This window comes from Streptomyces sp. NPDC000410 (assembly GCF_040300305.1).
Lineage (GTDB): Bacteria > Actinomycetota > Actinomycetes > Streptomycetales > Streptomycetaceae > Streptomyces.
The window spans coordinates 12,407-36,167 of sequence record NZ_JBEPDM010000053.1; the positions used below are offsets into that span (position 1 = coordinate 12,407).

General features: G+C 69.9%; 24 protein-coding genes and 3 pseudogenes. 10 read left to right on the top strand and 17 right to left on the bottom strand.

What is annotated here, in order from left to right; translation table 11 throughout:
* Window positions 1–78: 78 nt before the first annotated feature.
* Window positions 79–1,134 carry an urease accessory protein UreH domain-containing protein gene (locus tag ABT342_RS32265; protein ID WP_351581694.1) on the top strand — a complete coding sequence of 352 codons (1,056 nt, stop codon included), beginning with the start codon at window positions 79–81 and terminating at the stop codon, window positions 1,132–1,134.
* Complete coding sequence (locus tag ABT342_RS32270; protein ID WP_351581696.1) at window positions 1,131–1,346, top strand: heavy-metal-associated domain-containing protein; 216 nt, start codon at window positions 1,131–1,133, stop codon at window positions 1,344–1,346. The genes ABT342_RS32265 and ABT342_RS32270 overlap by 4 nt, the downstream gene beginning before the upstream one ends.
* A gap of 149 nt (window positions 1,347–1,495) precedes the next feature.
* On the opposite strand, the gene ABT342_RS32275 is transcribed toward ABT342_RS32270, so the two are convergent.
* A complete protein-coding gene (locus ABT342_RS32275) occupies window positions 1,496–2,035 on the bottom strand; it encodes a hypothetical protein (RefSeq protein ID WP_351581699.1) in 540 nt (179 codons plus the stop codon).
* Between the two features lie 462 nt (window positions 2,036–2,497).
* Between ABT342_RS32275 and ABT342_RS32280 the strand changes: the two genes are divergently transcribed.
* Window positions 2,498–2,671, top strand: coding sequence for a hypothetical protein (locus ABT342_RS32280; RefSeq protein ID WP_351581701.1), 174 nt, complete (start codon window positions 2,498–2,500; stop codon window positions 2,669–2,671).
* A 175-nt stretch (window positions 2,672–2,846) separates the two neighbouring features.
* Here ABT342_RS32280 and ABT342_RS32285 read toward each other — a convergent pair whose 3' ends face one another.
* Together ABT342_RS32285 and ABT342_RS32290 are read right to left on the bottom strand one after the other, a co-directional pair.
* On the bottom strand, window positions 2,847–3,104 hold the full coding sequence (locus tag ABT342_RS32285; RefSeq protein ID WP_351581703.1) for a hypothetical protein: 258 nt from the start codon (window positions 3,102–3,104) through the stop codon (window positions 2,847–2,849).
* Between the two features lie 564 nt (window positions 3,105–3,668).
* Entirely contained in the window at window positions 3,669–4,205 is a 537-nt protein-coding gene (locus ABT342_RS32290; protein ID WP_351581705.1) for a hypothetical protein, read from the bottom strand.
* 75 nt (window positions 4,206–4,280) lie between these two features.
* Here ABT342_RS32290 and ABT342_RS32295 point away from each other — a divergent pair, with 75 nt between their 5' ends.
* Window positions 4,281–4,616, top strand: a complete 336-nt coding sequence (locus tag ABT342_RS32295) for a hypothetical protein (RefSeq protein WP_351581706.1) — start codon at window positions 4,281–4,283, stop codon at window positions 4,614–4,616.
* 167 nt (window positions 4,617–4,783) lie between these two features.
* Entirely contained in the window at window positions 4,784–6,328 is a 1,545-nt protein-coding gene (locus ABT342_RS32300) for a hypothetical protein (RefSeq protein ID WP_351581707.1), read from the top strand.
* A gap of 345 nt (window positions 6,329–6,673) precedes the next feature.
* Here the strand turns inward: ABT342_RS32300 and ABT342_RS32305 are convergent, their stop codons facing one another.
* From ABT342_RS32305 to ABT342_RS32320, 4 genes are all read right to left on the bottom strand, one after another.
* Complete coding sequence (locus tag ABT342_RS32305; protein ID WP_351581708.1) at window positions 6,674–7,759, bottom strand: amidohydrolase family protein; 1,086 nt, start codon at window positions 7,757–7,759, stop codon at window positions 6,674–6,676.
* A 504-nt stretch (window positions 7,760–8,263) separates the two neighbouring features.
* Entirely contained in the window at window positions 8,264–8,419 is a 156-nt protein-coding gene (locus ABT342_RS32310) for a hypothetical protein (RefSeq protein WP_351581709.1), read from the bottom strand.
* A 138-nt stretch (window positions 8,420–8,557) separates the two neighbouring features.
* The gene (locus ABT342_RS32315; protein ID WP_351581711.1) at window positions 8,558–9,139 is read right to left on the bottom strand and encodes an NAD(P)H-dependent oxidoreductase; all 582 of its coding nucleotides are present in this window, start codon (window positions 9,137–9,139) and stop codon (window positions 8,558–8,560) included.
* Between the two features lie 290 nt (window positions 9,140–9,429).
* Window positions 9,430–10,539, bottom strand: coding sequence for a PP2C family protein-serine/threonine phosphatase (locus tag ABT342_RS32320; protein WP_351581713.1), 1,110 nt, complete (start codon window positions 10,537–10,539; stop codon window positions 9,430–9,432).
* Between the two features lie 222 nt (window positions 10,540–10,761).
* On the opposite strand from ABT342_RS32320, the gene ABT342_RS32325 reads away from it, so the two are divergent.
* Window positions 10,762–11,001: a DUF8825 domain-containing protein gene (locus ABT342_RS32325; RefSeq protein WP_351581715.1), complete on the top strand. Its 240-nt coding sequence runs from the start codon at window positions 10,762–10,764 to the stop codon at window positions 10,999–11,001.
* A 394-nt stretch (window positions 11,002–11,395) separates the two neighbouring features.
* Here ABT342_RS32325 and ABT342_RS32330 read toward each other — a convergent pair whose 3' ends face one another.
* From ABT342_RS32330 to ABT342_RS32340, 3 genes are read right to left on the bottom strand one after another with little or no spacing between them, the layout of a single operon-like run.
* Window positions 11,396–12,001 (bottom strand): Dabb family protein, encoded by a 606-nt coding sequence (locus ABT342_RS32330; protein ID WP_351581717.1) that lies wholly within the window; start codon window positions 11,999–12,001, stop codon window positions 11,396–11,398.
* A complete protein-coding gene (locus tag ABT342_RS32335; RefSeq protein ID WP_351581719.1) occupies window positions 11,986–12,315 on the bottom strand; it encodes an NIPSNAP family protein in 330 nt (109 codons plus the stop codon). The genes ABT342_RS32330 and ABT342_RS32335 overlap by 16 nt, the downstream gene beginning before the upstream one ends.
* Entirely contained in the window at window positions 12,312–13,232 is a 921-nt protein-coding gene (locus ABT342_RS32340; protein WP_351581721.1) for an LLM class F420-dependent oxidoreductase, read from the bottom strand. The genes ABT342_RS32335 and ABT342_RS32340 overlap by 4 nt, the downstream gene beginning before the upstream one ends.
* A gap of 72 nt (window positions 13,233–13,304) precedes the next feature.
* Here ABT342_RS32340 and ABT342_RS32345 point away from each other — a divergent pair, with 72 nt between their 5' ends.
* Window positions 13,305–13,949 carry a TetR/AcrR family transcriptional regulator gene (locus ABT342_RS32345; protein ID WP_351581723.1) on the top strand — a complete coding sequence of 215 codons (645 nt, stop codon included), beginning with the start codon at window positions 13,305–13,307 and terminating at the stop codon, window positions 13,947–13,949.
* A 438-nt stretch (window positions 13,950–14,387) separates the two neighbouring features.
* Here ABT342_RS32345 and ABT342_RS32350 read toward each other — a convergent pair whose 3' ends face one another.
* Complete coding sequence (locus ABT342_RS32350) at window positions 14,388–15,428, bottom strand: hypothetical protein (RefSeq protein ID WP_351581725.1); 1,041 nt, start codon at window positions 15,426–15,428, stop codon at window positions 14,388–14,390.
* 243 nt (window positions 15,429–15,671) lie between these two features.
* Here ABT342_RS32350 and ABT342_RS32355 point away from each other — a divergent pair.
* Window positions 15,672–16,160, top strand: a pseudogene (locus tag ABT342_RS32355) (DUF4265 domain-containing protein).
* 387 nt (window positions 16,161–16,547) lie between these two features.
* Here the strand turns inward: ABT342_RS32355 and ABT342_RS32360 are convergent.
* The 3 genes and pseudogenes from ABT342_RS32360 to ABT342_RS32375 all read right to left on the bottom strand — a co-directional run bounded on the left by ABT342_RS32360 (window position 16,548) and on the right by ABT342_RS32375 (window position 19,145).
* Window positions 16,548–17,111, bottom strand: a complete 564-nt coding sequence (locus ABT342_RS32360; RefSeq protein ID WP_351581749.1) for an SMI1/KNR4 family protein — start codon at window positions 17,109–17,111, stop codon at window positions 16,548–16,550.
* A gap of 99 nt (window positions 17,112–17,210) precedes the next feature.
* Window positions 17,211–17,393, bottom strand: a pseudogene (locus ABT342_RS38305) (IS5/IS1182 family transposase); the annotation flags it as partial.
* A gap of 753 nt (window positions 17,394–18,146) precedes the next feature.
* Window positions 18,147–19,145: a zinc-dependent alcohol dehydrogenase family protein gene (locus tag ABT342_RS32375; RefSeq protein ID WP_351581727.1), complete on the bottom strand. Its 999-nt coding sequence runs from the start codon at window positions 19,143–19,145 to the stop codon at window positions 18,147–18,149.
* 146 nt (window positions 19,146–19,291) lie between these two features.
* Between ABT342_RS32375 and ABT342_RS32380 the strand changes: the two genes are divergently transcribed.
* Window positions 19,292–19,630: an ArsR/SmtB family transcription factor gene (locus ABT342_RS32380; RefSeq protein ID WP_351581729.1), complete on the top strand. Its 339-nt coding sequence runs from the start codon at window positions 19,292–19,294 to the stop codon at window positions 19,628–19,630.
* Window positions 19,631–20,009: 379 nt separating this feature from the next.
* On the opposite strand, the gene ABT342_RS32385 is transcribed toward ABT342_RS32380, so the two are convergent.
* On the bottom strand, window positions 20,010–20,642 hold the full coding sequence (locus ABT342_RS32385; protein WP_351581731.1) for a hypothetical protein: 633 nt from the start codon (window positions 20,640–20,642) through the stop codon (window positions 20,010–20,012).
* Between the two features lie 719 nt (window positions 20,643–21,361).
* Between ABT342_RS32385 and ABT342_RS32390 the strand changes: the two genes are divergently transcribed.
* Window positions 21,362–22,219 carry a HEAT repeat domain-containing protein gene (locus tag ABT342_RS32390; RefSeq protein ID WP_351581733.1) on the top strand — a complete coding sequence of 286 codons (858 nt, stop codon included), beginning with the start codon at window positions 21,362–21,364 and terminating at the stop codon, window positions 22,217–22,219.
* 506 nt (window positions 22,220–22,725) lie between these two features.
* Here ABT342_RS32390 and ABT342_RS32395 read toward each other — a convergent pair.
* The gene (locus ABT342_RS32395) at window positions 22,726–23,412 is read right to left on the bottom strand and encodes a VC0807 family protein (protein ID WP_351581735.1); all 687 of its coding nucleotides are present in this window, start codon (window positions 23,410–23,412) and stop codon (window positions 22,726–22,728) included.
* Window positions 23,413–23,504: 92 nt separating this feature from the next.
* Window positions 23,505–23,642: pseudogene (locus ABT342_RS32400) on the bottom strand (IS5/IS1182 family transposase); the annotation flags it as partial.
* Between the last annotated feature and the right edge of the window lie 119 nt (window positions 23,643–23,761).

Here is a 23,761-nt window from a genome sequence, read left to right on the forward strand (position 1 = left end):
CCCACCGGCCTCATGCACGGCCCGACGGGTGCTTCACCGTGTCCTCATCCGGTACTTCCTGGGAGAGTTCCTTCACCCATGTCCACCACCTTGTTCGTCACCGGCCTGACCACCGGTCTCTTCGCCGGCGGCGCTTCCTGCGCCGCCGTCCAGGGCGGCCTCCTCGCCGGCGCGGTCGGCCGCCGCGCCACCGCCTGGACCCCCGAAGCGTGGGAACGCAGCGGCCTGTTCACCCCGGTCCTCGCCTTCCTCGGCGCCAAGCTCGTCTCCCACACCCTCCTCGGCGCCGTCCTCGGCCTGGCCGGTGCCGCCATCCAGCCCGGCCCCCGTACCCGAGCGGTCCTGCTGATGGCCAGTGCGCTGCTGATGGTGCTGTTCGCCCTCGACATGCTCGGCGTACGCGCCGTACGCCGCTTCGTCCCCCGCCCGCCCGCCTCGTGGGGGCGGCGGGTACGCCGGTCGGCGAAATCGACCGCCGTCACCACCCCGGCCGTCCTCGGCTTCCTGACCGTCCTCATCCCCTGCGGCGTCACCCTGAGCATCGAACTGATCGCCGTCACCACCGGCTCCCCCCTCGCAGGAGCCACCGTCATGGCCGGCTTCGTCCTCGGAACCGGACCGCTCTTCGCCGCCCTCGGCGTCTTCCTGCGCTCCGCCGCCCGCCTCTGGCAAGGCCGCCTCACCACCCTCACCGCCGTCATCGTCCTCGCCGTCGCCCTGTGGACCGCCGGCTCCGGACTACGCCTCGGCGGCTGGTGGCCCACCCCCACACCCACCGCGGCAGCCGCCACATCACCAACCCAGACCGTGACCACGGCGAACGGCACACAGACCATCACAGTGCAGGCCCGCACCAACTCCTACACCCCCACCACCATCACCGCGGACGCGGGCGTCCCGACCCGACTCGTCGTCGCCACCGACGACACCAACGGCTGCGTCCGCTCCTTCATCGTCCCCGACCGCGCCGTCCAGGAGATCCTGCCCGTCACCGGCCAGACCACCATCGACCTCGGCACCCCCAAACCCGGCACACTCGCCTTCACCTGCGGCATGGGCATGTACGGCGGCGAAATCACCTTCCAGCAGCCCACCGGACCCCGCGCCGCCACCCCCAAGGAGACCGCCCGATGACCCTCCGCCTCGAATTCGCCGTCACCGGCATGCACTGCAACAGCTGCGGCCTCCTCATCGACGACGAGATCGAAGAACTCCCCGGCGTGACCACCAGCACCACCAACCTGCGCACCGAACGCACCGTCGTCGAACTCGACCGCCCCGTCCCGGCCGAGCAGATCATCGACGCGATCGCCACCGCCGGATACACCGCCGCCCTGACCAGCTGACCAACTGATCGGTTGACCCCCGCACTCGTGCGGCTCCGGTGACGGGGCCGCACAGGTGCGGGCAGCTCAGCCGTCCGCCCCCTGGAGGAAGTCCAGGTGTACCTCACCTGACCGACGCAAGTCGTGCGATCGAAGCTTGATCAGGCCGGCTAGGGACGCTGAGATGCGCTGGACAAGGCATCGCTGATCATGCGGGTGGCGAAGTCGCGGTCTTCAGTGAGCCGGTTGATGTGCTCCGCGAGCAGCAAGGCCGTGGCTTCCAGGGCATTCATCTCGCCCCCGGTCCAGTCTCCGTACTGCTTGCGCCACAGACTGGGGCTGAGACCGGTACCGGCCGCGACGACCAGGCCGGTCATGGTGGGGATGACCTCGGGACGGATGCTCTTGGGCATCATGCGCATCGAGGCGACGAAGCTGGGCACGACGTACTCAATGACGTCCCTGTCGTGGTCCTCGTAGGCCATCCGCAGCCACCGCATGAACATGTAGATGAGCGTGCACGCGCCATCCAGCAGGTCATCGGCTTCGTCGGGGCCGAGTGACGCGGCAAATTGTTCGCTCAGCTGCTGTTGTTCGGCGTGGGTCCCGGCCTTGCCGTCGTAGATGGCTTTGAGCCGAGAGTCGATCGCCATGAGCGCTGTACCCACATCGCCGGCGGGAGCGTGCTTGGGGTCGCAGGACGATGGCACAGGATTCCTCCTCGGCATGGGCAACGCAGCGTGTCCGACGGTATCCCGCCGACGAGGCCACGGTCTGACGAATCTCGTTGGAGGCTCCTGGGCTTTGCCCAGCCGGCCAAAAGTGCGCTGAACTGCTCAAACTTGGATGGCATACGCTCACGTTTCGATGGCGACGGGGTCGCGTACGGACCGACGTCCCGGGCAGGTCCCGGAGATCTGCCAGCGTGAGGATCTGGGGACGCGGTCGCCGCCGACATCCCGCTCAAACCGGAGCAGGCCGCCACACGGCTCAGGGTGCGCGTGCCGACTTCGACCACATGGTGCGGCCCGGATGAATCCGCTCCCCGCAGTGTCGATCGAGGTCCGCTTCGGCACCAGTCGTCCTGGGGCCGCCGACGTCAAGCTCTGCGCCACGGCGTCCGCCGACGCGACGGTCGCCGCGCACCGCGAGGTCGACTGGGAGCCGCACGCATGGCACGCCGTAAAGCCGCCTACCACCTCACGGCCGCCGACGGACTTTCCCACCACATTCGTGAGGCCGCGGCCGTCGCTCTCGAAGCGATCGACGACGGACGTGACCACGGCTCCCAGTCCGCCGTCGAAGACCTCATGAAGGCTGTCCAGGAGCAGCGCCACGGCACGTGACCGCAGCGGGAGCCGGATGGTAGTCCCCCTGAGCCCCGCCCGAGGGAAAAGTCCTCTCCAGCGTCGGCCTGGGCCATCAGAACGGTGGCAACGGCTCGATCCGCGCCCACTGCGCGTCGGTCAACGCCACCCCGGACCAACGACGTGCCGGCCCAGGAAAGTTGCACAGTCGTGGTCAGGTGTCTCGGGGGTCCAGCTCGAACGTGAAGTAGATGCTCAGACAGTAGGGCTCGTCCTCGTCGTGGAAGGAATCCCATGACACGTCCACCAGACGGATTCTCTGCTCCCGCACCCACTCATGGGCTTTCTTGAAGGCATCAGCGGCAGTCGTGGCGGGGAACAGCTTCCTGGCCATGGGATGCACCCCGGTCTCAGCGTCCGAGTCGTCGAAACCCTTTGGAACATCCAGGCAGAAGTTGGGATCCAACACCATGGAGTGCGTCCTTCCCAGTCGGTTCACCAGTACGAGTCGACAGAGGCTGGTCCTCCGAGCACGACGGTCAGTAGGACCGCCGCACACCCGGGAAGGGTTGCTTTCCGCCCACCATGCGGCGCGGTGGCGCAGTCGGTGTCCTGCCCCCTGCACGACTCCGTCGGAGCCGCCCGCGAGGACGAGTGGGTGCGCGTGATCGTGGTGCGGAGCGCCGACCCGGGCTTCTTCCTCGCCCACGCCCCTCGGATGCGTCGACGGCCTTGTGCGTGGCGAGCCGATGCAGCCGGCCGACGAGGTGGACAGCTCCCTGCGAAGTTGTGCATCCATGCCCATGCGGAGTTTCCGGCGGTGACCCGGGTGCGTCGTTTCCCTGATGGCTGCCATACCAGCCACGTGGCCGGCGGCGGCCGACTCGGGGCGCGCCGGGCCGGCCAAACACGACTCAGGGGGGGCAGCCGACAGCACAGTGCGGGCCAAAGTCGTCGGCGGGCACCAGTCGATCGGCCGCCGGGTGGCGTGCGTGCGGAGCCGTCCGTCGGGCGGCTCCGCGTGCGCGCGTGGGGTTCAGTCGGTGATGTACCAATCGTTCTTGAGGTACTCCAGGGTGTAGCTGCCGAGGTCGCTCTCGGAGAAGGTGGCGGAGGCCCTGACCGCTTCGACCGGCATCTCGATCTTGTCGGGCGTGCGTACGGCGATGCGCTGTGGGTCGACCGTCGCGGTTTTCAGGGCCTTCTTCTGCGCGGGCGAGATCATCTGGAACACGGTGGCGTACGTCGATGTGCACGGGCCGAACCCCTGGTCCTGTGCTTTCTTCGCGGCGGGCCCGGCAACTTCGCAGACGGTGTCGATGTCCTCACGGCCGAGGGCATGGAGGTACTGCTCGTACCGCTGGATCGCGCCTTCCTTCGTCCTGGGCGCGTGCTGGTCGCCGGTCGGCTCGGCCGACGGCTTCTCGGTCCGAGCGGACACGGACGGCGTGGCCGACGGCTGTTCGGCCCGCGTGGACGCGGACGGCTGCGAAGGCTTCGCGTCCGTGTCCTCCTTCGCTTTGTCCGGACCGCACGCGCACGCCGTCAGAATCACACAGGCCGAAACCGCCATGCTCACCATCGTCCGCGTTCTCATTCGGTCCCCTCACCTCCAGCCGACAACACGTCAAGAGATCACGCAAAATCCGTGGGAACGGTTCCCGAGCCGGTCCAGACGGGCCCCGGCCGGTGGGCCGAGCGGCACCGCGTCGGCGCCGCCCGTCGGCTCGCAGAGGCCGAGGCCCGCAAGGCGCTGGAAGGACTGGTGCTCAAACTCCTGCGGGCCGGGGAACGGCGCGGCCGCGGCCAGGCGGTCGGCGGCGAGCAGCCTGTGTATGCGATCCGGCTCGTCGCCGCCGACAGCCCCACCGCCGTGGCACCCGGTGGAGCGGGGCCGGTGACCTGTCGTCAGCCCGTCTCGGTGACGTTCGGCGCCCCCAGGGGCCGCAGGCCGCCGGGCGGGTCGGGAAGCTGGAAGGAGTAGCGGCCCAGCACGTTGATGTGGCGGCGTTAGCCGGGCTCCTGGGCGAACAGGGCGAGTGCACCAGCCATCGGGCCGCCTGCCGAGTACGGTGGGCCCGCTGCCGCGCCCCGTACGTCGTGATGGGGGCACGTGAGGGCAGTGGGGACACGGGATGGAGGAAGAACAGGATGACGGAGGCCAAGGCGAGCGAGCTGGATGGCCGGGTGCTGGGGCGCAGGTGGACGGTGCGTCTGGACCCTTGCGGTCGTGGCAGTTCAGCGGTGCGCGTCTCGTGCAGCCGCTCCTCCTGTGCGGAGCAGCGTCTGCCATCGGCGGCCGCCGGCCGTGCGGCAGCGGTCGCCCACGTGAAGGCCCACTTGCGGGCGGCCTCCGGGCCTCGGGCCGAGGCGTACTGCGCGTGCCGGGCCGAGGGCTGCCGTACGCACATCCTTCCCACCGACCGGCATGAGCGTGCCCAGCCCGGGCGGTGTGGTGGGGCGGTCGTCCTGGCTGTGGTCACCGACCGGGGAGGGCGCTGGTGGCAGGCCATGGAGTGCTGTTCACGCTGCGCGGCCGCCACGCCCGGCTTGCAGGTCGTCACCACCGGCCCGGCCACCACCAGCCCAGCCGCCGCCGGCCCGGCCACGGCCGATCACCCGTCGAACGCTCCTGCTGGCGCACCGCAGTTCTCCGACCGTCCCTCACCGGCGGCCGGCCCGCGGGAGGTGCCGGCTCCCCGCTCCGCGCCGACGCGGCGCCGCCCTGCGTACAGGAAGATCGCGCAGCGGGTCATCCCCTACGACCTGCGGCCCGTCGTCCTGCGTGACGAACTCGTCGAACTCGGCGATCTCTTCCGCGCCTATCAGCAGCGCTCCGAGCCCGACCTGGCGCTCCTCGCCGACCTCCACGAGCGCAAGGCACGCGCCTTCACCACCTGGGCCGATGTCACCGGCGACACCCGGTTGCGGCTGGACGCCCAGCGCGCCGAGCAGGCCGCTGCCGCCGCCCGCCTCCAGCACCAGCAGCGCACCGGCCACAGTGCGGACGGCGACGGGCCGGCCGTGGCCCGACTGCTGACCGTGCCGACGCAGTGGGAGCACGCACGGGCCGTCCTCGCTCACGTGGCCGACCACGCCCCGCTGCCCGGGCCGGAAGCACGGCTGCTGGTGGTGATGCTGACCCTGCGCACCGCGCACACCGGCACCGGCAACCTGGTCGGGCAGGACGTCACCGCGCTCGGCCTGACCGATCCGGAGGACCTGGTCGAGCAGCTGACCGGCTCCGGCTGGCTGAGCATCCCCGGCACCGTCGGCGACCTGCTCGCCTCCCGGCCGGAGAACCCCACCCCCATCACCGTCCCCTCCCTGGCCCCCCACGAAGACGGTTCGGGCCCGTTCACCTTCGGCAAGAAGATGCGCCCCAAGCTCAGCGGGTGGGCTCAGAAGATCGTCTCGGACAAGAAGCTCCGCAAGGCCAAAGCGTCCGCCGGCACCCGGCTGTTCGCCCTGACGCTGGCCACCCGGACCAGCACCGACGGGCGACTCGGCCCCGACGGCCAAGGCCTCGTCCTGGGGTCACTCGCCTCCTGGTGCGACGTGGACCCCGGCGAGCTGCAGCACCTGGTGGACCAGCTGACCGCGGCGGACTGGCTCACCGACGCCTTCGTCACCGACACCCACCTCAGCGGTCGGCTGACCGAACGCGTCCTTCCGCTCACCTGCCCCCTTCCCTAGCCGGACCAGATCGGTCAGGCCGATGCTCGGAACGCAGACGCGCCGCCGCCGGTCCCCTGGCCGACCCGCTCGCCGCGAGTCCGGCGCAGCGCGGCGGCTTCGGTCGCCGCGGCCCGGCGGCGGCGCTGATCGCGGGCGTCCTCGATCGGGCCGGAACATCCTGCGGCGCGGTCGCCGCGCCGGGGAAGGCACGGCGGCTGAGCTCGCGCATCGCGGCGGTCTGCCGCTCCACCGCCGGCGCGATGGCCGGGTTCACCTGGCGCGGCTGTGCGGCCTGCCGATGGGCGGGAAGCGCGCGGTGGTAGCCGTCCGCGGAGCGGTGCGTCAGTCTCTTCCGCTCCTCCCTCATTCACAGACGGGGGGCGCGGTGGCGTCCAGTCCGAGCAGGCGGAAGTAGTTCTCGCCCAGGGCAATGCCGCGGAAGGCCTCGTCGCCGAGTGCCTTGTTGATGCGGCTGGTGACCTCCAGCTCTTCCTTGTACACCGCGTAGGTCTTGTCCCGGGATGCGACGAAGTCCGTGCCCGGGATGGCGCGGGTGGGATGGGCGTCGAGCAGATCGGCGTACTGCTGGCGTACCCCGGGCTTGCTGAAGTACTGGTCTTCCAGGACGCGCCAGCTCAGGTCCAGTGTCAGATTGGGGTGCCGGTCCAGCAGCCGGCTGACGACGGCGATGTGCTGGGCGGGATCCATGGTGGAGAGCTCTTTGGACAGGCCCATGTGGGCCCAGACGATCTTGTTACGGGGATAGCGGCTCAGGGTGTGCTCGAAGAGGGCAAGGTACTTGGTCGGTTCGGCGTCCGTGCCCAGGTCGGCGTGGATGGTAGCCGGGATGCCCCGTGCCTGAAGCTCCCTCATCAGCGGCGCCCAGGCATCGATGTCCTGGAACGTTGCCGGCTCGTGATGGTTGGGGAGCAGCGCGCCTTTGATCAGATTCAGCTCGCCGGCCCAGCGGAACAGGCCGGGATACTCCCGGTCGTACATGTCGAGCGTGTCGGGAATCGTCTCGGGGTTGGCGATGTCGAACGAGGTCATCGACAGGGTGAGGTGCGGGTCGGCGGGCTTGGACTCCACGTAGCTCTCTGCGTTGACGATGTCGTTCTTGATGCTCGGGAGCACAGGTGTGCCGGGGCAGTTGAGGTAGTACGTGCAGTCGGAGTCGGCGGGCAGCTTCTGGCCGATGCCGAACACGTTGACGTAGCGGACCCCGCTCTGGCGCAGGTAGTCGTTGACCTCGTCGAAGGGGATGGCCTTGCCGCCGAACGGACGGTAGTGCAGATGACTGTCCACCACCGAGGTGTAGGGCTGCGTCGCGCGATCGAAGCACGCAGCGTCCGCCAGTGCGTTGCCGGCACCGGCGGGAGAGGCCACGACAGCGGCGGCGGTAACGACGACGGCCGGCAGAAGCATCCGCTTGCGGAAGAGGACGGGCACGCTGCTCTCCGATGAGACTGTGCACGCAGACGGAACGCACTGCACGCATTCGTACAAAACTTCGTGAAGTGTGTGTCCTGTTCCGCGGCCGATGGAGCGGGCGCGCCGGATCTGCGGCACCGATCACCCGACCGGACCGGATGGACCGGTGCTGCACGTGCACCCAGGGGACCTGATCACCCGTCACCCGTCGGCGTGGGGAGCGCGGCAAGCCCGAGCGTGGCGACGGCGCCCGACGCCGACGTCGCGGTCCATGCGGTGCTCGTCGCCGGGTAGCGCGAGTCCTGCCACATGAACCGCCCCTGCCAATACCGGACTTCGGGCCGCCCCGCGCGACGCTATCCGGCACCATCAGCTGTCCGGCCCCACCCCGTGCCACGTGTCGCCGCTTGCTGTCCTGCCGTCGCGCTCACACGCTTGCCTGGCGGCGGGTACGGTCAGCTCCGTTCACTGGGCGGCGTCACAGTGTGCCTGCCGTCGTCGGTCATGCCGTGGACCTCTGCTTCAGGCGGACTTCGTCGCCAGGCCGTCGATTCCGGCCGGTCGGAAGCCGCCCGGGTCCGGGTCGTGGCCGACGGCCGTGACGTGCCCGGCGAGGTCGGGGGCGATGGCCGCCCACCGCCGCCACAGGGTCGCGCCCGCGGCCAGGACGCGATCCACCAGCCTCAACACATCACTGGTCGGGCACGTTCATCCGTACGTAGCCGGGCATGGTCACGCGTACGCCGGCAGGTGTCGGTGTACGCGTGAATCCGGACAGCCTGGTACGTGAGAACGTGCACGGAGCTCGCTACCGCTTCAGGCCATGAGTGCGGCTGCCTGCTGGCGTGCGTGGACCAGCCAGGCCACGCGTTCCTCATCGGCTGAGTCGGTGACGGTTCGGAAGACGACCCGGCGCACATCGGAGACCCCCACGTACGGCAGGACACATGCCGCCCAGATGCTCTGCAGGGGGTCGCCGAACTCGCTCTCCTCCCGGTCGGCGGGAGTGTCGGAAGTGTTCAGCACGAGAGCCCTGCCCGCCTTCAGGAGCCCAGCGGGTTCGCCCTCCGCGGTACCCAGCTTGTAGGCGACGCCAGGCGCAAGTACGCGCTGCACCCAGCCCGTCAGGACAGCGGGCGGCATACCCCACCAGTTCGGGTGGACGAACACCATGGCATCGAGCGTGGCCACCTCTGTTCGGTGCAGCTCCACCTGCGCGTCGTGAGCGCGCGCCGCTGCCTGGACCGTCCCCGTCTCATCGGCGGACAGCAACGGTGTGAACCGTTCAGCGCACAGGTCATGCGCCAAGACCGTGGCCCCCCGCCCGCGCAGCTCCTCCACAACGGCGTCGAAAACCGCATGGTTGAAGCTCCCCGGCCGCGGGTGTGCGAGATACACCCCTACACGCATCTTTCCCCCAGTTGACACGGACATCATCGCGCCGTCGCAGGCACGAGCCTGCACCCAGCCTCATGCACGGCTGATCATCATTATCCCTCAGCCGCTTCTCACGGAAGCCGGTGCCGAGATCACGGCGAAACCACAGGCCGTCGCGCAGTTGGCTCACTTCCGTCCGAACAGGCCCGACGCCCCTGGGTGGGCCAACCGTACGAAGGGCTCGCCCTGTCCCGGAGAGGAACGTACGGAACCTTGAGTGTGTTCCCTCGAGGTTGATCGGTGCGGGCCGCTCACTGGGACTCCGCGCCTCGGGGCTCACGCAGGCGTACGGCGAGGGCTGCGATGTCGTCGTCGAGGCGTCCTCTGCTGTAGCGGAGGAGGTCGCGGTGAAGAGCCGTGAGCAGTTCACGGGGCGGTGTCGGGGGCTGTCGACGCATCCAGACCGCCAGCGGGAAGAACTCGCCGTCGCGGGCGCGAGCCTCGGCGATCCCGTCGGTATAGAGGAGCAGCAGGTCGCCGGGGGCGAAGTCGAACGTGTCGACGTTGTAGTGATCGCCGATCAGATCCGCGAGGCTGAGCAGCGGCGAGGGGGTGGCGGGCTCGAGGACACGGAGTTTCCCGCCGTTCAGGAGCAGCGGCGGGGGGTGTCCGCAGTTGAGGATGTCGATACGCCCGCCGTCGTGCGGGATCTCGGCGAGAAGGGCGGTGGCGAAGCGCTCCATCGGCCCATCGGGGGGAAAGGCGGCGTTGTAACGGCTGCTGCTCGCGTCCAGCCTGCGTGCGACGTCGACCATGTCGGTCTCGCCGTAGGCCGCCTCCCTGAAGGCGTTGACGATCGCCGCGGCCGCCCCCACCGCCGGCAGGCCCTTGCCCCGCACGTCACCGATGAGCAGCCTGACCCCGTATGGCGTGTCGACCACCTCGTAGAAGTCCCCGCCGATGCTGGCCTCCGCCGCGGCCGCGAGGTACAGCGACTCGATCTCGACGTTCCCGAAGCGACGCGGCATGGGGCTCAGCACCACCTGTTGCGCCGCGTCGGCGACGAGCCGCACCTGGAAGAGGGTGCGCTCCCGCTGGAGCCGGACATGGCTTCCGTACGCGGCGGCCACGGTGACCGCGATGATCCCCGAGGCGGTCCACCACGTTCCCAGATCAGGGAAGACCAGGCTGAGGCCGATCATCAGAAGGAGGCAGACCGTCCCGAGCAGGACGGTGGGGAGGACCGGCCACATGGCGGCGGCCAGGGCCGGCGCCGCGGGCAGGAGGCGACTGAAGGCCATGTCCGGCGGAGTGGCGTAGGCCAGGCTGGCGATCACGACGGTCAGAATGACCGGCGACAGCCGTACAAGCTTCCCCCGGCCGTAGCGCCGACGGAGCCGCGGCCGTCCAGACTCGATCACATTTTCCAGAGTATCCGCGCAATAAGGGCATAGCGCTCTGACGAACAGAGTCGACCGCCCGCCCCGCCCGCTCCACAGCCGATGAGCGCCTCCATGGCCCGGGCGACTCAGACTCTGCTGTCACCGATCAACCTTTGCCGGCACAGGGCGCCCGGAGAGGCCGAGCGGGTTCCGAGGCGTGCCGACTGGCCTCGGAATTCGAACACGTGTTGCAATGAATGAGTGAACCCGTTCCGCTTCCCCGACGACCTCGTGGCGCTCCAGGCTGCATGGCTGCTCACCTACGACGCGCTGGCACAGACACCCGACGACGTCGGCACGACCGCACTCCGCCGGCGCCTGATCGACCTGTCGTGCCGCCTGCACTCCCACCCTTTCCGGCCCCCGACCGGGTCTGGCCCGACTGGCGGATTCGAGCTGCGTCATCAGGCGCGGGCACACGCCCGGGCAGCCGCGCCATGAGCGCCCGGCAGTCCGGGCCGGGGCTGCTCAGCAGTTCCCCGAAGACCTGATCGTTCCGCAGCAGCGATGGACCCGCCTCTCCGCCGGCTGGTCAGCCGCCCTCCGGCCGGGACCGCCGGCCACGAGCTGCGGCAGGAGCTCCTGGCCCTCTCATTCCGCGCGAACGGCCGTCCCGCCTGGTGGCCGGGGGTGGAACATGGCTCGGCGAAACGAGCTCCCGCAGGCGGCGAGCGCAGCTCCTGGCGGCGAGGAGCAGCTGGTGACCCGGTACGTCGGCGGCCGCTTCGTCGTTCAGGCACCGAACGGGAATCCTGGCCAGGGGTGGGCGGTGAGCGGCTCGACACGCGCCGAAGCGACCAGGCCGCGCCAGCCTTGCCGGCCGCCTGTCGCCGTATCAGTCTGCGGCTCGCCGCAGCACCTGCGGATTCGAGTCTGACGGCGCGCCTTGTCGTCGGGTCTCCTCGTCAGGGGTGAGGACCGGGCCTTCGGACCAGCGGAAGACATGTGCCAGGCGCGGCAGCACGACCGAGGTCGGCAGCTCCTGGTCGAACCAGCGGTCGACATGGCTCCAGTGGTACGGGTGCAGGAGGTACGCGCCGGTCAGCCCCTCGACGTCGGTGTACTCCTGCTCCCAGACATGGGTCCAGCGCGAGGGGGCGCGGGCGGTGTCCACCCGGCTGAGCGACCACGAGCGGATCGTCGCGATGTGGTCGGGCATGGCCATCAGGTCGGCCTCCAGCCGCGCCGTGCTCGCCTGCGGGGTGCCGGGGCGGATCGTGAACAGCAGGGTGCGCTTGACCCTCGGGCCGGTCAGTTCGACATGGCGGGAGGCCACGGGGGCCAGCGGGACGGCCTCGATGTCCGGGGCGTCCATGTCGAGGTGATCTGCTGTCAGGTCACCGTTCGCGCCCAGGCCGCCGGAGCTGCCGGGCAGATCCGCCTCGGCCCTCACGGTCGGCAGGTGTACGGGTTTCGGGGCCAGGATCACCCAGCGGGGCATGTGTACTCCTCCAGCAACTCACTCGCCCGGCGGTCCCGCTCGATGGCGAGGGCGTCGGTGTAGGCCCAGAACTCCGCGACCTGCGGATCGACGTTGGCCGCGGAGCGCATCGCGTAGAAGGCGTACGGGTGCGGCAGCGTCCAGACCACCGTCAGCTCGATCGTGTCGGGGCCGGCATGTGCCCGGTACACCCCGGTCGGCGTCATGCCGCGCGACCGGGCACGGGGAAGGTAGGCGACCGCCCAACGGTCCAGCCAGTCATCGGCCCGGTCCAGCGGCGCCACGACGCGGTCGGTCAGCCGGACAGGCCTCACAGCTTCTCCAGGATCTCGTCGCGGTAGCGGGCGATGTGTGCCCGCAGCCTGTCGAGTCCACGGGGACCACGCAGGCCGTCGGGGCCGCCGCCCGGCGGCGAGATCACCAGGCGCGTGGCCCCGGCGCGGACGTACTCCCTCATCCAGGCGGCGTCGGCCCAGGCCCGTTGCCGGTCGCAGGAGTCGGGCCAGGCCGTCAGCTCCACCGCGTCCTCGGGCCGCCCGGCCTCCTGGGCGCAGCCGCGCAGCAGCTCGGCCTGGCGGGCGAAGTCCTCGGCGCCGATGGTGTACGGGAACCAGCCGTCGCCGCAGCGCCCGGCCCGTCGTACGGCGGCGTCGCTGTTGCCGCCGAGCACGATGGGCACCGAGCCCGACGCGGGCTGCGGCGTGCAGTGCACCCGGTCGAAGGAGACGTACCTCCCGTCGAAGCTCGCCGGGGCCTGCGACCACAGCGCCCGCATGGCCTCGATGCACTCGTCGAGGCGCGCGCCCCGCGCCTGGTAGGGCACGCCGACGGCGGCGTACTCCTCCTTCTGCCAGCCGATGCCGAGCCCCAGCATCAGCCGCCCGCCCGAGTGCAGGTCGATGGTGGCCGCTCGCTTGGCCAGGACCGCCGGGCTGTGCAGCGGGGCGACGACCATGGCCGTCCCGAAGCGGAGCGTGCGGGAGGCACCCGCCAGGAAGGCGATGGTCTCCAGCGGGTCCGGCATCGGCAGCACGCCGCCGGGCGCGGTGGGCATCTGTCCGTTCTGCGCGTAGGGGTACAGCGGTGTGTACTCCTCGGCGACGACCACGTGCTCGACCGTCCACAGGGATTCGATGCCGCACTCCTCCAGGGTCCCGGCGAGATCGCGCAGGAAGCCGCCGGAGGTGATCAGCCCGTCCACGAAGGGGGCCATCATGCCCAGCCGCATCATGGGCACTCCTCATCTCTTGCTCGTCGTCGGTAATGAGAGCCATTAAGTAATGGAGTCGATTAATATCGGTCCGTGGCCACGACGACAAGACCCGGTGCGGCGCCGACTCGGCTTCTTCTGCTCCGCTCCGCCGAGCGGTTGTTCGCGGAGCGCGGAGTGGACGGCGCGAACACCAGGGAGATCACTGAACGGGCGGGGCAGGCGAACGCCTCGGCGGTGCACTACCACTTCGGCTCCCGAGCGGGCCTGCTGCGGGCGGTGCTGGCAGAGCATCAGAGCAGGGTGGAGGGGTTGCTGGCGCCGGCGCTCGCGCAACTCGGTGACGCCGCCGAGCTCGTGGAGCTGGTCCGGGCATACGTCGCGGCGGAGGCCTCGGAACTGGCGGACGACAGCGGGCGCTACTGCCTGCGCATCGTCGGACAGCTCGCCCACGAGACCGGCTTCCGCAACGGCGAGCCGCACGCGACGCTGCACGGGAGCGTGCTGTGGCGGCTGTTCGAGCGGGTGGCCGAGCGGCTCGAGCGAGACTGCGGTGTGGCGGAGGACATCGCCAGGGAGCGGGTGGAGCTCATGGTGATGCTGGTCGGCGCGGCCTTCGCGGACCGCGCACGCCACGTACAGGAGGGACGTCCGCTTCCGGTGCGGGAGCAGCGCTACGAAAGGGAGCTGGTCACGGTGCTCACCGCGATGCTGACGGCTCCCGCCGGGAAGGGCTGACCTGGACCACCACCTTCCGCCACAGGTCGCCGCGATGGCGCGGAAGGTCGCCGAGGCGAGGGAAATACAGCGATGAGAATCCCTTGGCCCTGGCCAGCCCCAGATGCAGCCTCCACCCCGCATTTCCCCGGGTGGAAGACTGCCGGCTCGCACGCGCGACGGCGCGGGCTCCTGCACCGGAATGCCGCTGGCGTTCAGGTACATCACCGCCACGGCGCAGGCGACGGTGAGGTTGGAGTGCTCCAGCCACGGCGGCCATACCGGCCGCGCGGGCGCCCGTGGTGTCCTCGGTGATGAGGCGCTCCACGTGACGGTTGATCTCCGCAGTCCGGGCTCCGGATCGAGTGGGACGTCCAGGCCGCAGTCGTCGCGCTCAGCCCCGGGGCGCATGGCCGGTCGACGCGCCTCACAGCCCGAACTTCCACGGAGGCGCAACGGCTACTCGATCGTGTCGGAGAAGCTCACCCGTACTGCGACCACGGCACCGGATGCATCCAAGTCGGCCGACACGGGGAAGTAGCCGTCGCCCCAGGTGGTCATCGCGCAGAGCAGTCGGGCGTCACCGATATCCACGGTTCCAGCCTCGAACTCGGAGGCGCGGACCTGGCGCATGACCTGCCAGTGATGGGAGTGCGGCCGGAAGTCCACCATCATGCGGCGCCCGGTCTCCTCCTTCCAGCTCTGTACAGCGCGAGCCTTCTCGATCGCCTCCGACATGGCCAGCCCGGTCCACCCGCGGACACCGTCCTCGCCCGGCTCGCCCAGTTCCGGTGCCGCGAACGTCGAGGCGGCTTCGTCCGCGGCAGCACCCCAGAACGCGACGTCGGCCGAGCCGTCCACCGGCTCGTTGTGCTGCCAGACATTCAGGGCATCGGCATCGCCGAAGAGCACCCGGGCCCAGTCGACGCCGACGTCACCCAGCTGCACGGATGACTCCGCTTGGGCGTCGCTCATCCGAACCGATATCTCGGACCAACGCGGCCCGACACCGTCGACGAAGTCGACCCGCGAAGCCAGCACCGGCAAGTGACGATCACGGGGCACCCCGCCCACCGCGACGACAGGCACCCCGAACATCAGGAAGCTTCCGCCACCTTCAGCGGCGGTCCGGCGCACACGTTGGGCATGCGGTTCGCGGCTCGGCAACGCCTCCAAGCGAGCGTCCAGGCCAGCGGCGCGGCAGTGTTCTGCGAACATCGCCCCAAGCTCCGCTGCCCGGGAGGCCGGGAAGTCATGAATCATGGCGCCTGGCTGCCGGTCGAAGCTGCGGACCGCTGCCGGGGCATCCGGTCCGATCACGGCAAAGTCGACCAAGTCGAGCACTTCGGCAGCCATCGCCGGGTCGTCGATGCCGAGCAGGGCGGGATCGATCTCCGCCGGCGACCGCTGTCCGCTCCACAACCCCAGATGGCCGCCGTCCACGATGACCAGGGTCCCCGACGGGCAACTGATCTCACCGAGCCTGAAGATCTCTTCCATGGCGCGCGAGTCTACGGGCACCCCTCCAGCCGTCACCGGGCGCAGCGGGAGGTCCCAAGAAACGACTGCCCGGGCTCAGGAGAGACGCTGCGGCTCCCGGCGTCTCAGCCAAGTCCGGGCGCTGCACGCCCGGGACCCGCCACGCCCGGACTCAGCTGGTCCTTTGACCTCCGCCTGTCCCACAACAGCGCCGGTTGAGCACCTGGCTCGGACCCAGTGCAGGGCGGCGCTGCAGGTCAGCGCATGATGGCCGCCATGGAGAGTGTGACTGAGAAGATCAAGATCTGGTTCCGGTTCGTGCCTCGTGAGGGGTGGTTCCCGTAGGACACCGAGGGTCTGTGGGCGACGAAGCTGAGCGATGACACGGCGAGTGTGGAGAACATCCCCTTTCTGCAGGACGGGGTGGCCGAGGGCGACGTGGTGCGGTACCGGACCGATTCCGACGGGCTCCACTGGGCTGTCGGGCAGGTCAGCCCCTCCGGTAACTGCACGATCCGTGTTGTGCCTGTACGCACTGGCCCCCTGGGACGCAGCCCACAGGCCGTCCATCAGCAACTTTCGAGGTTCGGGCTCGGCGGCGAGGTCTTCAGCGAGGACTTCCCCATGGTGGCCTTCACCGTGCCGGCAGGTGCGGACTTCGCCGCGATCAAGGCTCTTCTGGCACGGGGGCAGGTGGAGGGATGGTGGCACTTCGAGGTCGGCTCTGGCACCGACGAGTGGTGGAACGCCTGACCTATCGCCGTCGGCCTTTGCCCCCTTCCGACTCGAACGCAGCCTCGAACCAGGTCACCCACCTGGGCATTCGTCGGACGCTGAAGCGGCTCTCGTCTCGGCGTCACAAGAAGCGGCCGTGGCTGGGTAGCCGGAGCGCTGCTGTGACCGAGCGCTCCGGTCGGCACCATTCGCCAAGTCCGCGTTCAGGATGCAGGTGCCGGGCCCGGCTCGGATCTCGTCGAAGTCTGGGGCTGGGGCTGGGGCGCCTTGGACCGCGTGAAAGGGGAGGCGGTCCGTGGTGAAGACGCTCCGGGGCAGGGCAAGTCCGAGGCATAGCGGGCAGCGGCGCGCATCCCACTCGCCCGCGCGAGACACCCCGCAGGTCGTCGATCGCGGTCGACGGCGTCACTGCCGGGACGTTCCGAGGGTCTGGTCGGCCGTCGCGAAGCGGTGCTCCGTCAGCTTCAGGTCTTCGTAGAGGTAGCCGAAGTACTCCGTTTCCGCCGTTCCTGTGAGTACCGCGAGCAGGAAGGCGAGGCACCCCATGTCGTGGTGTTCCCACAGCGGGCCGCGCCCCTCGTTGTAGAGCACGGTCCACTCGTCGGGGTGCTGCCCGGGCCGCGCCAGCCAGTACAGGAAGGCCCCCGTGCCCTCCTCGAACGCCCACGGCAGGACCCGCGCCCCCGCCTCCATCAGGCCGGCGGGCTTGTCCTCGTACTCCCACAGGCCGGCCAGGATCTCGTCCCGTTCCGTCGTCTGCTCGTGCAGGTCGCAGTCGTTGTAGGCGGAGTCGGGGACGAGCAGCCAGATCGTGTCGTCGAAGATGCCGTCGCCGTATGTCTCGACGAGCTGCTTGTAGTCGGTGGGCAGAGCCGCGCCCAGGGCACGCTCGGCCTGCGCCCAGTCCACCGCGCGCGGCGGTTCGGCGGGCGGCGGGCATAGGTGTACGAGGGCATCAAGGGCGGTCATGGAACGGACACTACTTTGGGGCTGCTCGGCCAGGTTCACCGGATCGAACGGTTTGATCAACGTTTGGCGAGGCCCTGCGCCCTGCGCCGCGGGGATGGTGAGGTGACGGGCGCCCAGCAAGGACACTGTGCGCTCGATCGTCCAGCGATGTCGGCCCAGCCGGGTGGAGGACACGATGCCCTTGCGGGCGATGCGGTGCCGGATACCGCGCTTGCGCAGCCATCGGCGCAGGTGGTCGCAGCCGTAGTTCTGGGCTCTGTCCGCGTGCAGCTTGGCCGGGCCCTGACGGGCCGAAGACTGGCGGCAACTGCCGGCAGGCGCAGCCTGCCGTGGCAGCAAAGGTGATCGTGGCCAGCACCTCGCGATCCCCGTACCCGCGCCAACCGCCGGCCTGCGGCCACCAGGAGCAGGCAGGCCCCCCGCTGGAACAGCTCCCGCAGCTCGTCCGGCACCATGCGCTCGTCCATCGCCACACGGTGCGGACTACACGGCGGGCGTTGGGAGGGAGCCATCCACACCTCATCGAGCACTCGGGCAGGGGGTGGGCAAGCCTCCGTTCGAGGGCGGCTTTCCAGAGGCACCTTGGGCTTGTCCGCATACGGATCCGAACTGCCCTTCCCTACGCGGGCTCTGCGCGCGGAGTCGATCAGCGCGTATCGCCGGACCAATGGAAGTGGCCCGTCCCGCCGGGGCGAGGATCGTACAACGCCCGGCCTCCGGGCCACTGCCCGAGCTCCGTGCGACCTCTTCCAGCGCCCAGCCTGTGACGTCGAGCCGCAGCCCGCCCGGCGGACCGCCGACCCGTTCGGTGTGGGTACGGCCACGCCGCGGGCCGGGTCGGAGTCGTCGTGGTCCGCGCCGTGGACCCGGCGGCGCGGCAGCTGCTCGGCGTCGAGATCAGCAGTGCCGACGACGGGGCGGTTGCTGCCGGCGGCGCACGCGCGAAGTACACCGCTGAGTTCTGCCGCCGCCGTACGAACGGCCCAAGTCCGGCCCGAGACGGACACGCGGCCGGCGGCAGAACCGGTGAGATCGTCAGTGGTCGACGGTCACGACGATCTTGCCCACCTGAGCGCCCGCCTCCATATAGCGGTGTGCTTCGACGATCTCGTCCAGGCCGAAGGTGCGGTCCACGACAGGCCGGAAGGCGCCGGTGCGCAGACCGGAAGAGACGAATGCCTCCGCCCTGCGCAGCCGTTCCGGATCGGCGGTCGTCTCGTGGACGGTGTAGGTGCGCATGTTCAGGGCGGGCATGCCCAGTTCGAACCCCGGATAGGGGGTCGCCTGGCCGCTCAGCGCCCCGTACAGGAACAGCGTGCCGCCGGGGGCGACCCCCTTGGCCAGGTCCACCACGCCGGGGCCGGCGACGGCGTCGAAGACGAAATCGGCGCCCCGTCCGTCCGTCAGGCCGAGCACGCGCCGGGCGATGTCCTCCTCGTCGGTGACGATCACCTCGGCCGCCCCCGCCTTGAGCAGCGCGTCCTTCTTGGCGCCGGTGCGCGTGGTGGCGATGGGCACCGCTCCGACACGGTTGGCGATCTGGATCGCTGCCAGGCCCACGCTGCTGGACGCGGCGGTCAGCACGACCGTGTCCCCGGCACGCATCCCGCCGACCTGCACCAGCGCCCCGTAGGCCGTCAGGTACGGCATCCACACCGCCGCGCCCTCGACCGCGTCGAGAGCTTCGGGGCGGTGCACCACCGCGGTCGCGGGGACGATCGCGCGCTCGGCGTAGACGCCGTAGTCGTTCATCGAGAACGCGGGCACCACACTGACCGGCCGGCCGACCTCGAAACCCGTCACATCCGCGCCGACGGCCTCGACCACTCCCGCGGCCTCGGCGCCGAGCCGGGCGGGGAACTCCTTGACCGGCTCGATGTAGTGGCCGCTGCGGAACAGCGCCTCGGCACGGTTGAGGCCGATCGCGTCCACGCGGATCAACAGCTCACCAGGGCCGGGTTCGCCGACCTCCACATCCTCCAGCCGCAGCACGTCCGGCCCGCCGTGTTCGTGGAACCGCACCGTCCTGGCCATCACACACCCCCGTTTCGATCGGTGACGGCGACGCGAAGGCCGCGTCGCCGCGTCTCACTCAAGCGCAAAGTACGATACGTGTCAAACTTTGATGCCCGTCATACTTTGATGGGTACCGTACTCTGTGCGCGGGAGGTCGACGATCGATGGCAACAACACGACACAACGCGGGGGGCCGCATCCCGCCCCACCCCGACATCCGGACGATTGGCCTTCAGCAGGTGCTCGAGGCCCTGGTCGACCCGGTACGCCGCCGGATCGTCAGCGAGTTGTACGCCACCGGCCAGGATCTCGCCTGCGGCACGATCGACCTGCCGGTCAGCAAGTCCACGGCAACCCACCACTTCCACGTGCTGCGCGAGGCCGGCCTCATCCGCCAGTACTACGCGGGCACCTCCCGTATGAACGCACTGCGCCGCGACGAGATCGACGAAGCCTTCCCGGGCCTCCTTCGGGCACTGGTGGCCCACCGCGACCGGGAATGAGCCGCCCGCACGTGCAGGAGTCGTTCGGCCATCCATGTCGACGAGTTCGCCAACGGATCCCGGCCAGGCGGGCCGGGGACGCCACAGCGGTTGCCACTTCGCCGCAGCTTCGGGAACGAAGAGCCGGGGACGCTGAGCACCCGCTTGTGAGCCGTCCATGACAGGACGGCCTCACAGGGGCGGTGAGGCGTCGTAGCCGCCACCGGCAGTGGCGCCGTTACCCCGAGGCCGCCAGGGCCGGCCATGGACCCCAGCCATCCGCGGCGCCGCCGGACCCCCGTGCTGGAACCCGGGCATCACGTCAGGTCGGTGGTCCCGGTGGAGCCGCAGGGCCGGGTCGCCGGCCGACGGCGCGCCGGCTGAACGCCGGGTGCCGAGGTCAGGCCGAGCCGCTGCCGACGGGCACCGGAGCAGGGGTGCCCGATCCGTGCGGGCCCGGCACGCAACGGCGCAGAGGCGCAAAGGCCAGAAGGTAACAGAGCCCGCCGAGCGGCAGAAGGTCCAGGCTCGTCGCCATCGCGGCCGTGCCCAGCACGAAGATCACCAGCGAGCGCACGGCACCCGGACCCCTGAGCGTGGCGAGCAGCGTGATCATCCCCAGGTAGAGGAAGACCGGCCCGACGGTGTACACGGCCGGCATCACCCCGGGAACGCCCTGAACCTGGGCGAAGATCTCCTGCATCTCCGGCTTGTCGGCGGACCGGAATCCCGCGTACAGGTCGATCACGGCCTGAGCGGCGGCCGCGGTCACGCCCACCAGCCCGGCAATCGCCCCCGCCCTGGCCACCCGCCGCCGGGCCGGTCCACCGGAAGCAGCCGCTATGCGGCGCACCCCCTCGCAGGCCACCCCAAAAAGCAACACCCCGAAGAGGAAGGCGAAGTGGCCGGTGGCCCACGCGGCGCCGGGCTCCTTGGACCCCTCCGCCAGGAGGCGGATGGACCCGTAGACCATGAGGAGAACGGGGGCCGCGACGAAGGAGAACCGGGTGAGTCTTGCTGCGCGCTCTGTCATGGCTCAACCCTGCCGCCCGCACCTGCGCCGCCACCATAGGTGATCACCCGGACAACGACCCTACTCTGGGCGGAGACTGATTCGGGGTCACCTCAGGGTCGCAGTCCGGGCCGGGGCCGGAAGCAGGCTTCGGGGCCCGTGACCGCCCGCACAAACCCCTGGTGAATCACTGCTGTCGTGACGGGGTGGGAGCCCCCTCTGTGCGGCCTGCCGTGCTGCACGCAGCAGCCCTCGTGAAATCTCCCCGCCAGGGGCGCGGGCAGGAGGTGGGCCCGGCCTGGGAACCGCGCTCACCGTGCCGGTGGCAGCGCGCCCGCTGAACGGTGGTCTTCGCCCGCGCCGGCCACGCGCCGCACCGGCGAAAGTGCGGTACCAGCAGATCTGCTGCGCTCGGCGGGTCCGACCGACCAGGCATTCAGCGCGCAGATCGCGAAGCGCGCGGCGGACATAGTCGGTGTCTTGCTGGGGCGTGGTCAGGCGCCGCTGGGCACGGGAGAGAAGGACCTCGCCGCAGACCTCGGCTCCGGTCTTGGTGCTCGAGCGGGGCAGGGTCGATGAGGCGTGTCAGCCTGCTGGCAGGCCGTCGCCGTAACGGCGTTCGCCAGGGGCAACGCACTCGTCGTCGGCGTCATAGGCAGTGTCGCTGAGCCGGTCAAACAGCCCACAGCATGACGCTCCCGGGTCAGGTGGCCAATGACACCCTCCGTAGGGTGAGCGGCATGGCCGGGGCTGGTGGAGCAGGGGACGAGGCGCAGCGCGCGGCGCTGCGGCACGGATTGAGCGACTTGGACGCGCGGCTCGACGTGGACGTCGAGCGCGGGCCCGGAGCACGCCGTCGGTTCGAGCGCCTGGTGGAACAGCTGCGGACACCGGCGGCCGCGTTCCTGCGGCCGGAGCTGGAGCAACGGCTCGCCCGTTACGTCGACGCGGACGATTCCCTCGCCCGCGACCTCCTGGCCCACATCCTGGCAGGTGCATGTGGCGAAGAGGCCCTGCCCGCCCTGCTGCGCGCAATGGTGAGTGATCGCAACGACGACGGGGACACATTGCAGCTCGATGTCCTCGACCTGTTGGACGCCTGGCCCGAGACCTCGCTCAGGCTGGTCCTGGACCACGTCGCCTCGGACGACCCTGGCACGCGGCTGGTCGGTCTCTGGGGCCTGAGCGTCATCGACTTCGGCGGGACCACGTACTTCGGGTTGATCGCTGACGCGGCCTCCGACCCGGAGCCGCGGGTGCGCGCCGAGGTGATGAACACCCTCGGCACCATCTTCGGTGCGGGAGATCCCACACAGGCCCTGGCCATTCTGATCGCCGGCACAGAAGATGCCGCGCCCGAGGTCAGGAGCGCAGCCGTGGCGGCCCTCCACTCGTCACGCGACGATACTGTCACCGCCATCCTGGTGGCCCGCGCCGGCGACGTCGACCCCCGGGTCCGGTACTCGGCCGCATGGTCGCTTGCTCGAAGGCCGTCCTCCGAAGCCCGCGCCGCACTCGAACGACTCACGATGGATGAGGACGCGGACGTACTCGCCGCCGCACGTAAGGCCCTTGGGCCGCCGACCAGTTCCCTCTGACCTCACCATGCCCAGCAGCTCGATGCCTCGTAGCACAGCCTGCCCCTGCGGCCTGGAGACGCTCGGACGCCCTTGACGCCATGGCTTCCTCGCAGCCCACCGGACAGAGGCGGTCACGGACGGCCCTCGATGGCACGAAGGCCGTGCATGTGCCCTGGCTCTGTCGCTGATCTTGTGAGGTTTGCGGGTATCGAGTTCGGCGAGGATGACACCGCAGCCGTTGGCAGATTGAGGGAGACCAACGTGACCGACCTGCCTCAGTGGCTTCGGACGTGGTTCGCGGAGAACGAACCCGAATGCCACTCCCGCCTGCCGATCCGTTCGACCTCCCTGCGTACAGCTCGGGAGAGTGCAGGCATGGGGTGGCGGCGTCTGGCCGCGTTCGAGTCGAACGCGGCCAGACGCCGCAGTTCCGCGTGCGTCTCGCGCAGAGCCTGGGGTCGCGGACGCCGGGGGATGCGGGGGCCGCAGGCCCCTTGGCCTGGTCCGATAGAGATTCATGGTGATCAGCCTTTCCTTCTGGTGATCAGGGGTGCCGGACCGAAGAGGGACAGTGCGTGCCGCCGCCCGTAGCGGCGGCTGTAGGAGACGGTGATGAGGACGACAGCGCACAGCAGCGCCAGTCCCTTCGCACGGTTGAGTGCCGGGACCGCCTCCACCGGAAGCAGCAGGGCGACGAGCACTCCCGCACCGCAGTCCAGCAGTTGGGCGCATCCCCACAGGACCGTCAGCCGGGTCAGTCCGCTGCGCAGCGCCGGCGAGATACTCCAAGCCGCTTCCCGGGTGCGCGCAGCGGTGGGCCCGTGCCAGTACTGGCCGGCCTGGAAGGCGAAGGGCTTCGCCACGAGAAGCGAGCCCAGGATCCAGAGCCCGGCAGCCGCCGCCAGTCCGGCGTCCTTGACGAGGATGACCCGGGGACTGCCGGTGAGCAGCGACGTAACGATGCGCACCGCCAGCATGCCGATCATAAATGCCTCGAAGCTGTTCACACGACGCCGCGTGGCGCCCTCGACAGCCATGCGCACCGCCGGGACCGCCCCGCTGAGCGTCAGTGCCAGCCATTGGCTGACCCCCTGCGACCGCAGAACGTAGAAGACGACCAGCGGAAGGGCCACGGCGAACAGGATCGGAGTGGCGATTGTCCGCCACGCCGGCATGTCTTGTGTTCCGGTCTGACCGTTCGGTGATGCCATACGAAAAACCGTAGGGACCTGCGAAGATCACCGAATCGACGCGAGAGAGGATATCGTCGGTACATCCTTTTATGTACCGGTTTGGCCAATGGTCGGCGGCGGTCGGCGGACTTCGATGTCCCGCAGTACGGCGGCAACGCTCGCCAGGCGCAGCCGCTGACCAGTACGTAGATGATCGCGACGAACAGCGCCCCATCGGTCACGTTCCGTGTCCCGACGCCCTGCAGCCGGGAACCTACCCTTCGTCAGGCGCGATGAGATCGCCCGTGTCCGTCCGGGCTGCGCGATCGGGGAGCAGGCGTCACTCGACCGCAGGGACACGATGTGGGCGGTGAGGGCGTAGGCCTCG

What these genes read in the sequence shown, in the direction of transcription:
- ABT342_RS32265 (WP_351581694.1), top strand. Translation starts at nt 79, where the DNA reads ATGTCCACCACCTTGTTCGTCACCGGCCTGACCACCGGTCTCTTCGCC.
- ABT342_RS32270 (WP_351581696.1), top strand. Translation starts at nt 1,131, where the DNA reads ATGACCCTCCGCCTCGAATTCGCCGTCACCGGCATGCACTGCAACAGC.
- ABT342_RS32280 (WP_351581701.1), top strand. Translation starts at nt 2,498, where the DNA reads ATGGCACGCCGTAAAGCCGCCTACCACCTCACGGCCGCCGACGGACTT.
- ABT342_RS32285 (WP_351581703.1), bottom strand. Translation starts at nt 3,104, where the DNA reads ATGGTGTTGGATCCCAACTTCTGCCTGGATGTTCCAAAGGGTTTCGAC.
- ABT342_RS32290 (WP_351581705.1), bottom strand. Translation starts at nt 4,205, where the DNA reads ATGGCGGTTTCGGCCTGTGTGATTCTGACGGCGTGCGCGTGCGGTCCG.
- ABT342_RS32300 (WP_351581707.1), top strand. Translation starts at nt 4,784, where the DNA reads ATGACGGAGGCCAAGGCGAGCGAGCTGGATGGCCGGGTGCTGGGGCGC.
- ABT342_RS32330 (WP_351581717.1), bottom strand. Translation starts at nt 12,001, where the DNA reads ATGCCCCGCTGGGTGATCCTGGCCCCGAAACCCGTACACCTGCCGACC.
- ABT342_RS32340 (WP_351581721.1), bottom strand. Translation starts at nt 13,232, where the DNA reads ATGATGCGGCTGGGCATGATGGCCCCCTTCGTGGACGGGCTGATCACC.
- ABT342_RS32350 (WP_351581725.1), bottom strand. Translation starts at nt 15,428, where the DNA reads ATGGAAGAGATCTTCAGGCTCGGTGAGATCAGTTGCCCGTCGGGGACC.
- ABT342_RS32360 (WP_351581749.1), bottom strand. Translation starts at nt 17,111, where the DNA reads ATGACCGCCCTTGATGCCCTCGTACACCTATGCCCGCCGCCCGCCGAA.
- ABT342_RS32375 (WP_351581727.1), bottom strand. Translation starts at nt 19,145, where the DNA reads ATGGCCAGGACGGTGCGGTTCCACGAACACGGCGGGCCGGACGTGCTG.
- ABT342_RS32380 (WP_351581729.1), top strand. Translation starts at nt 19,292, where the DNA reads ATGGCAACAACACGACACAACGCGGGGGGCCGCATCCCGCCCCACCCC.
- ABT342_RS32385 (WP_351581731.1), bottom strand. Translation starts at nt 20,642, where the DNA reads ATGACAGAGCGCGCAGCAAGACTCACCCGGTTCTCCTTCGTCGCGGCC.
- ABT342_RS32390 (WP_351581733.1), top strand. Translation starts at nt 21,362, where the DNA reads ATGGCCGGGGCTGGTGGAGCAGGGGACGAGGCGCAGCGCGCGGCGCTG.
- ABT342_RS32395 (WP_351581735.1), bottom strand. Translation starts at nt 23,412, where the DNA reads ATGGCATCACCGAACGGTCAGACCGGAACACAAGACATGCCGGCGTGG.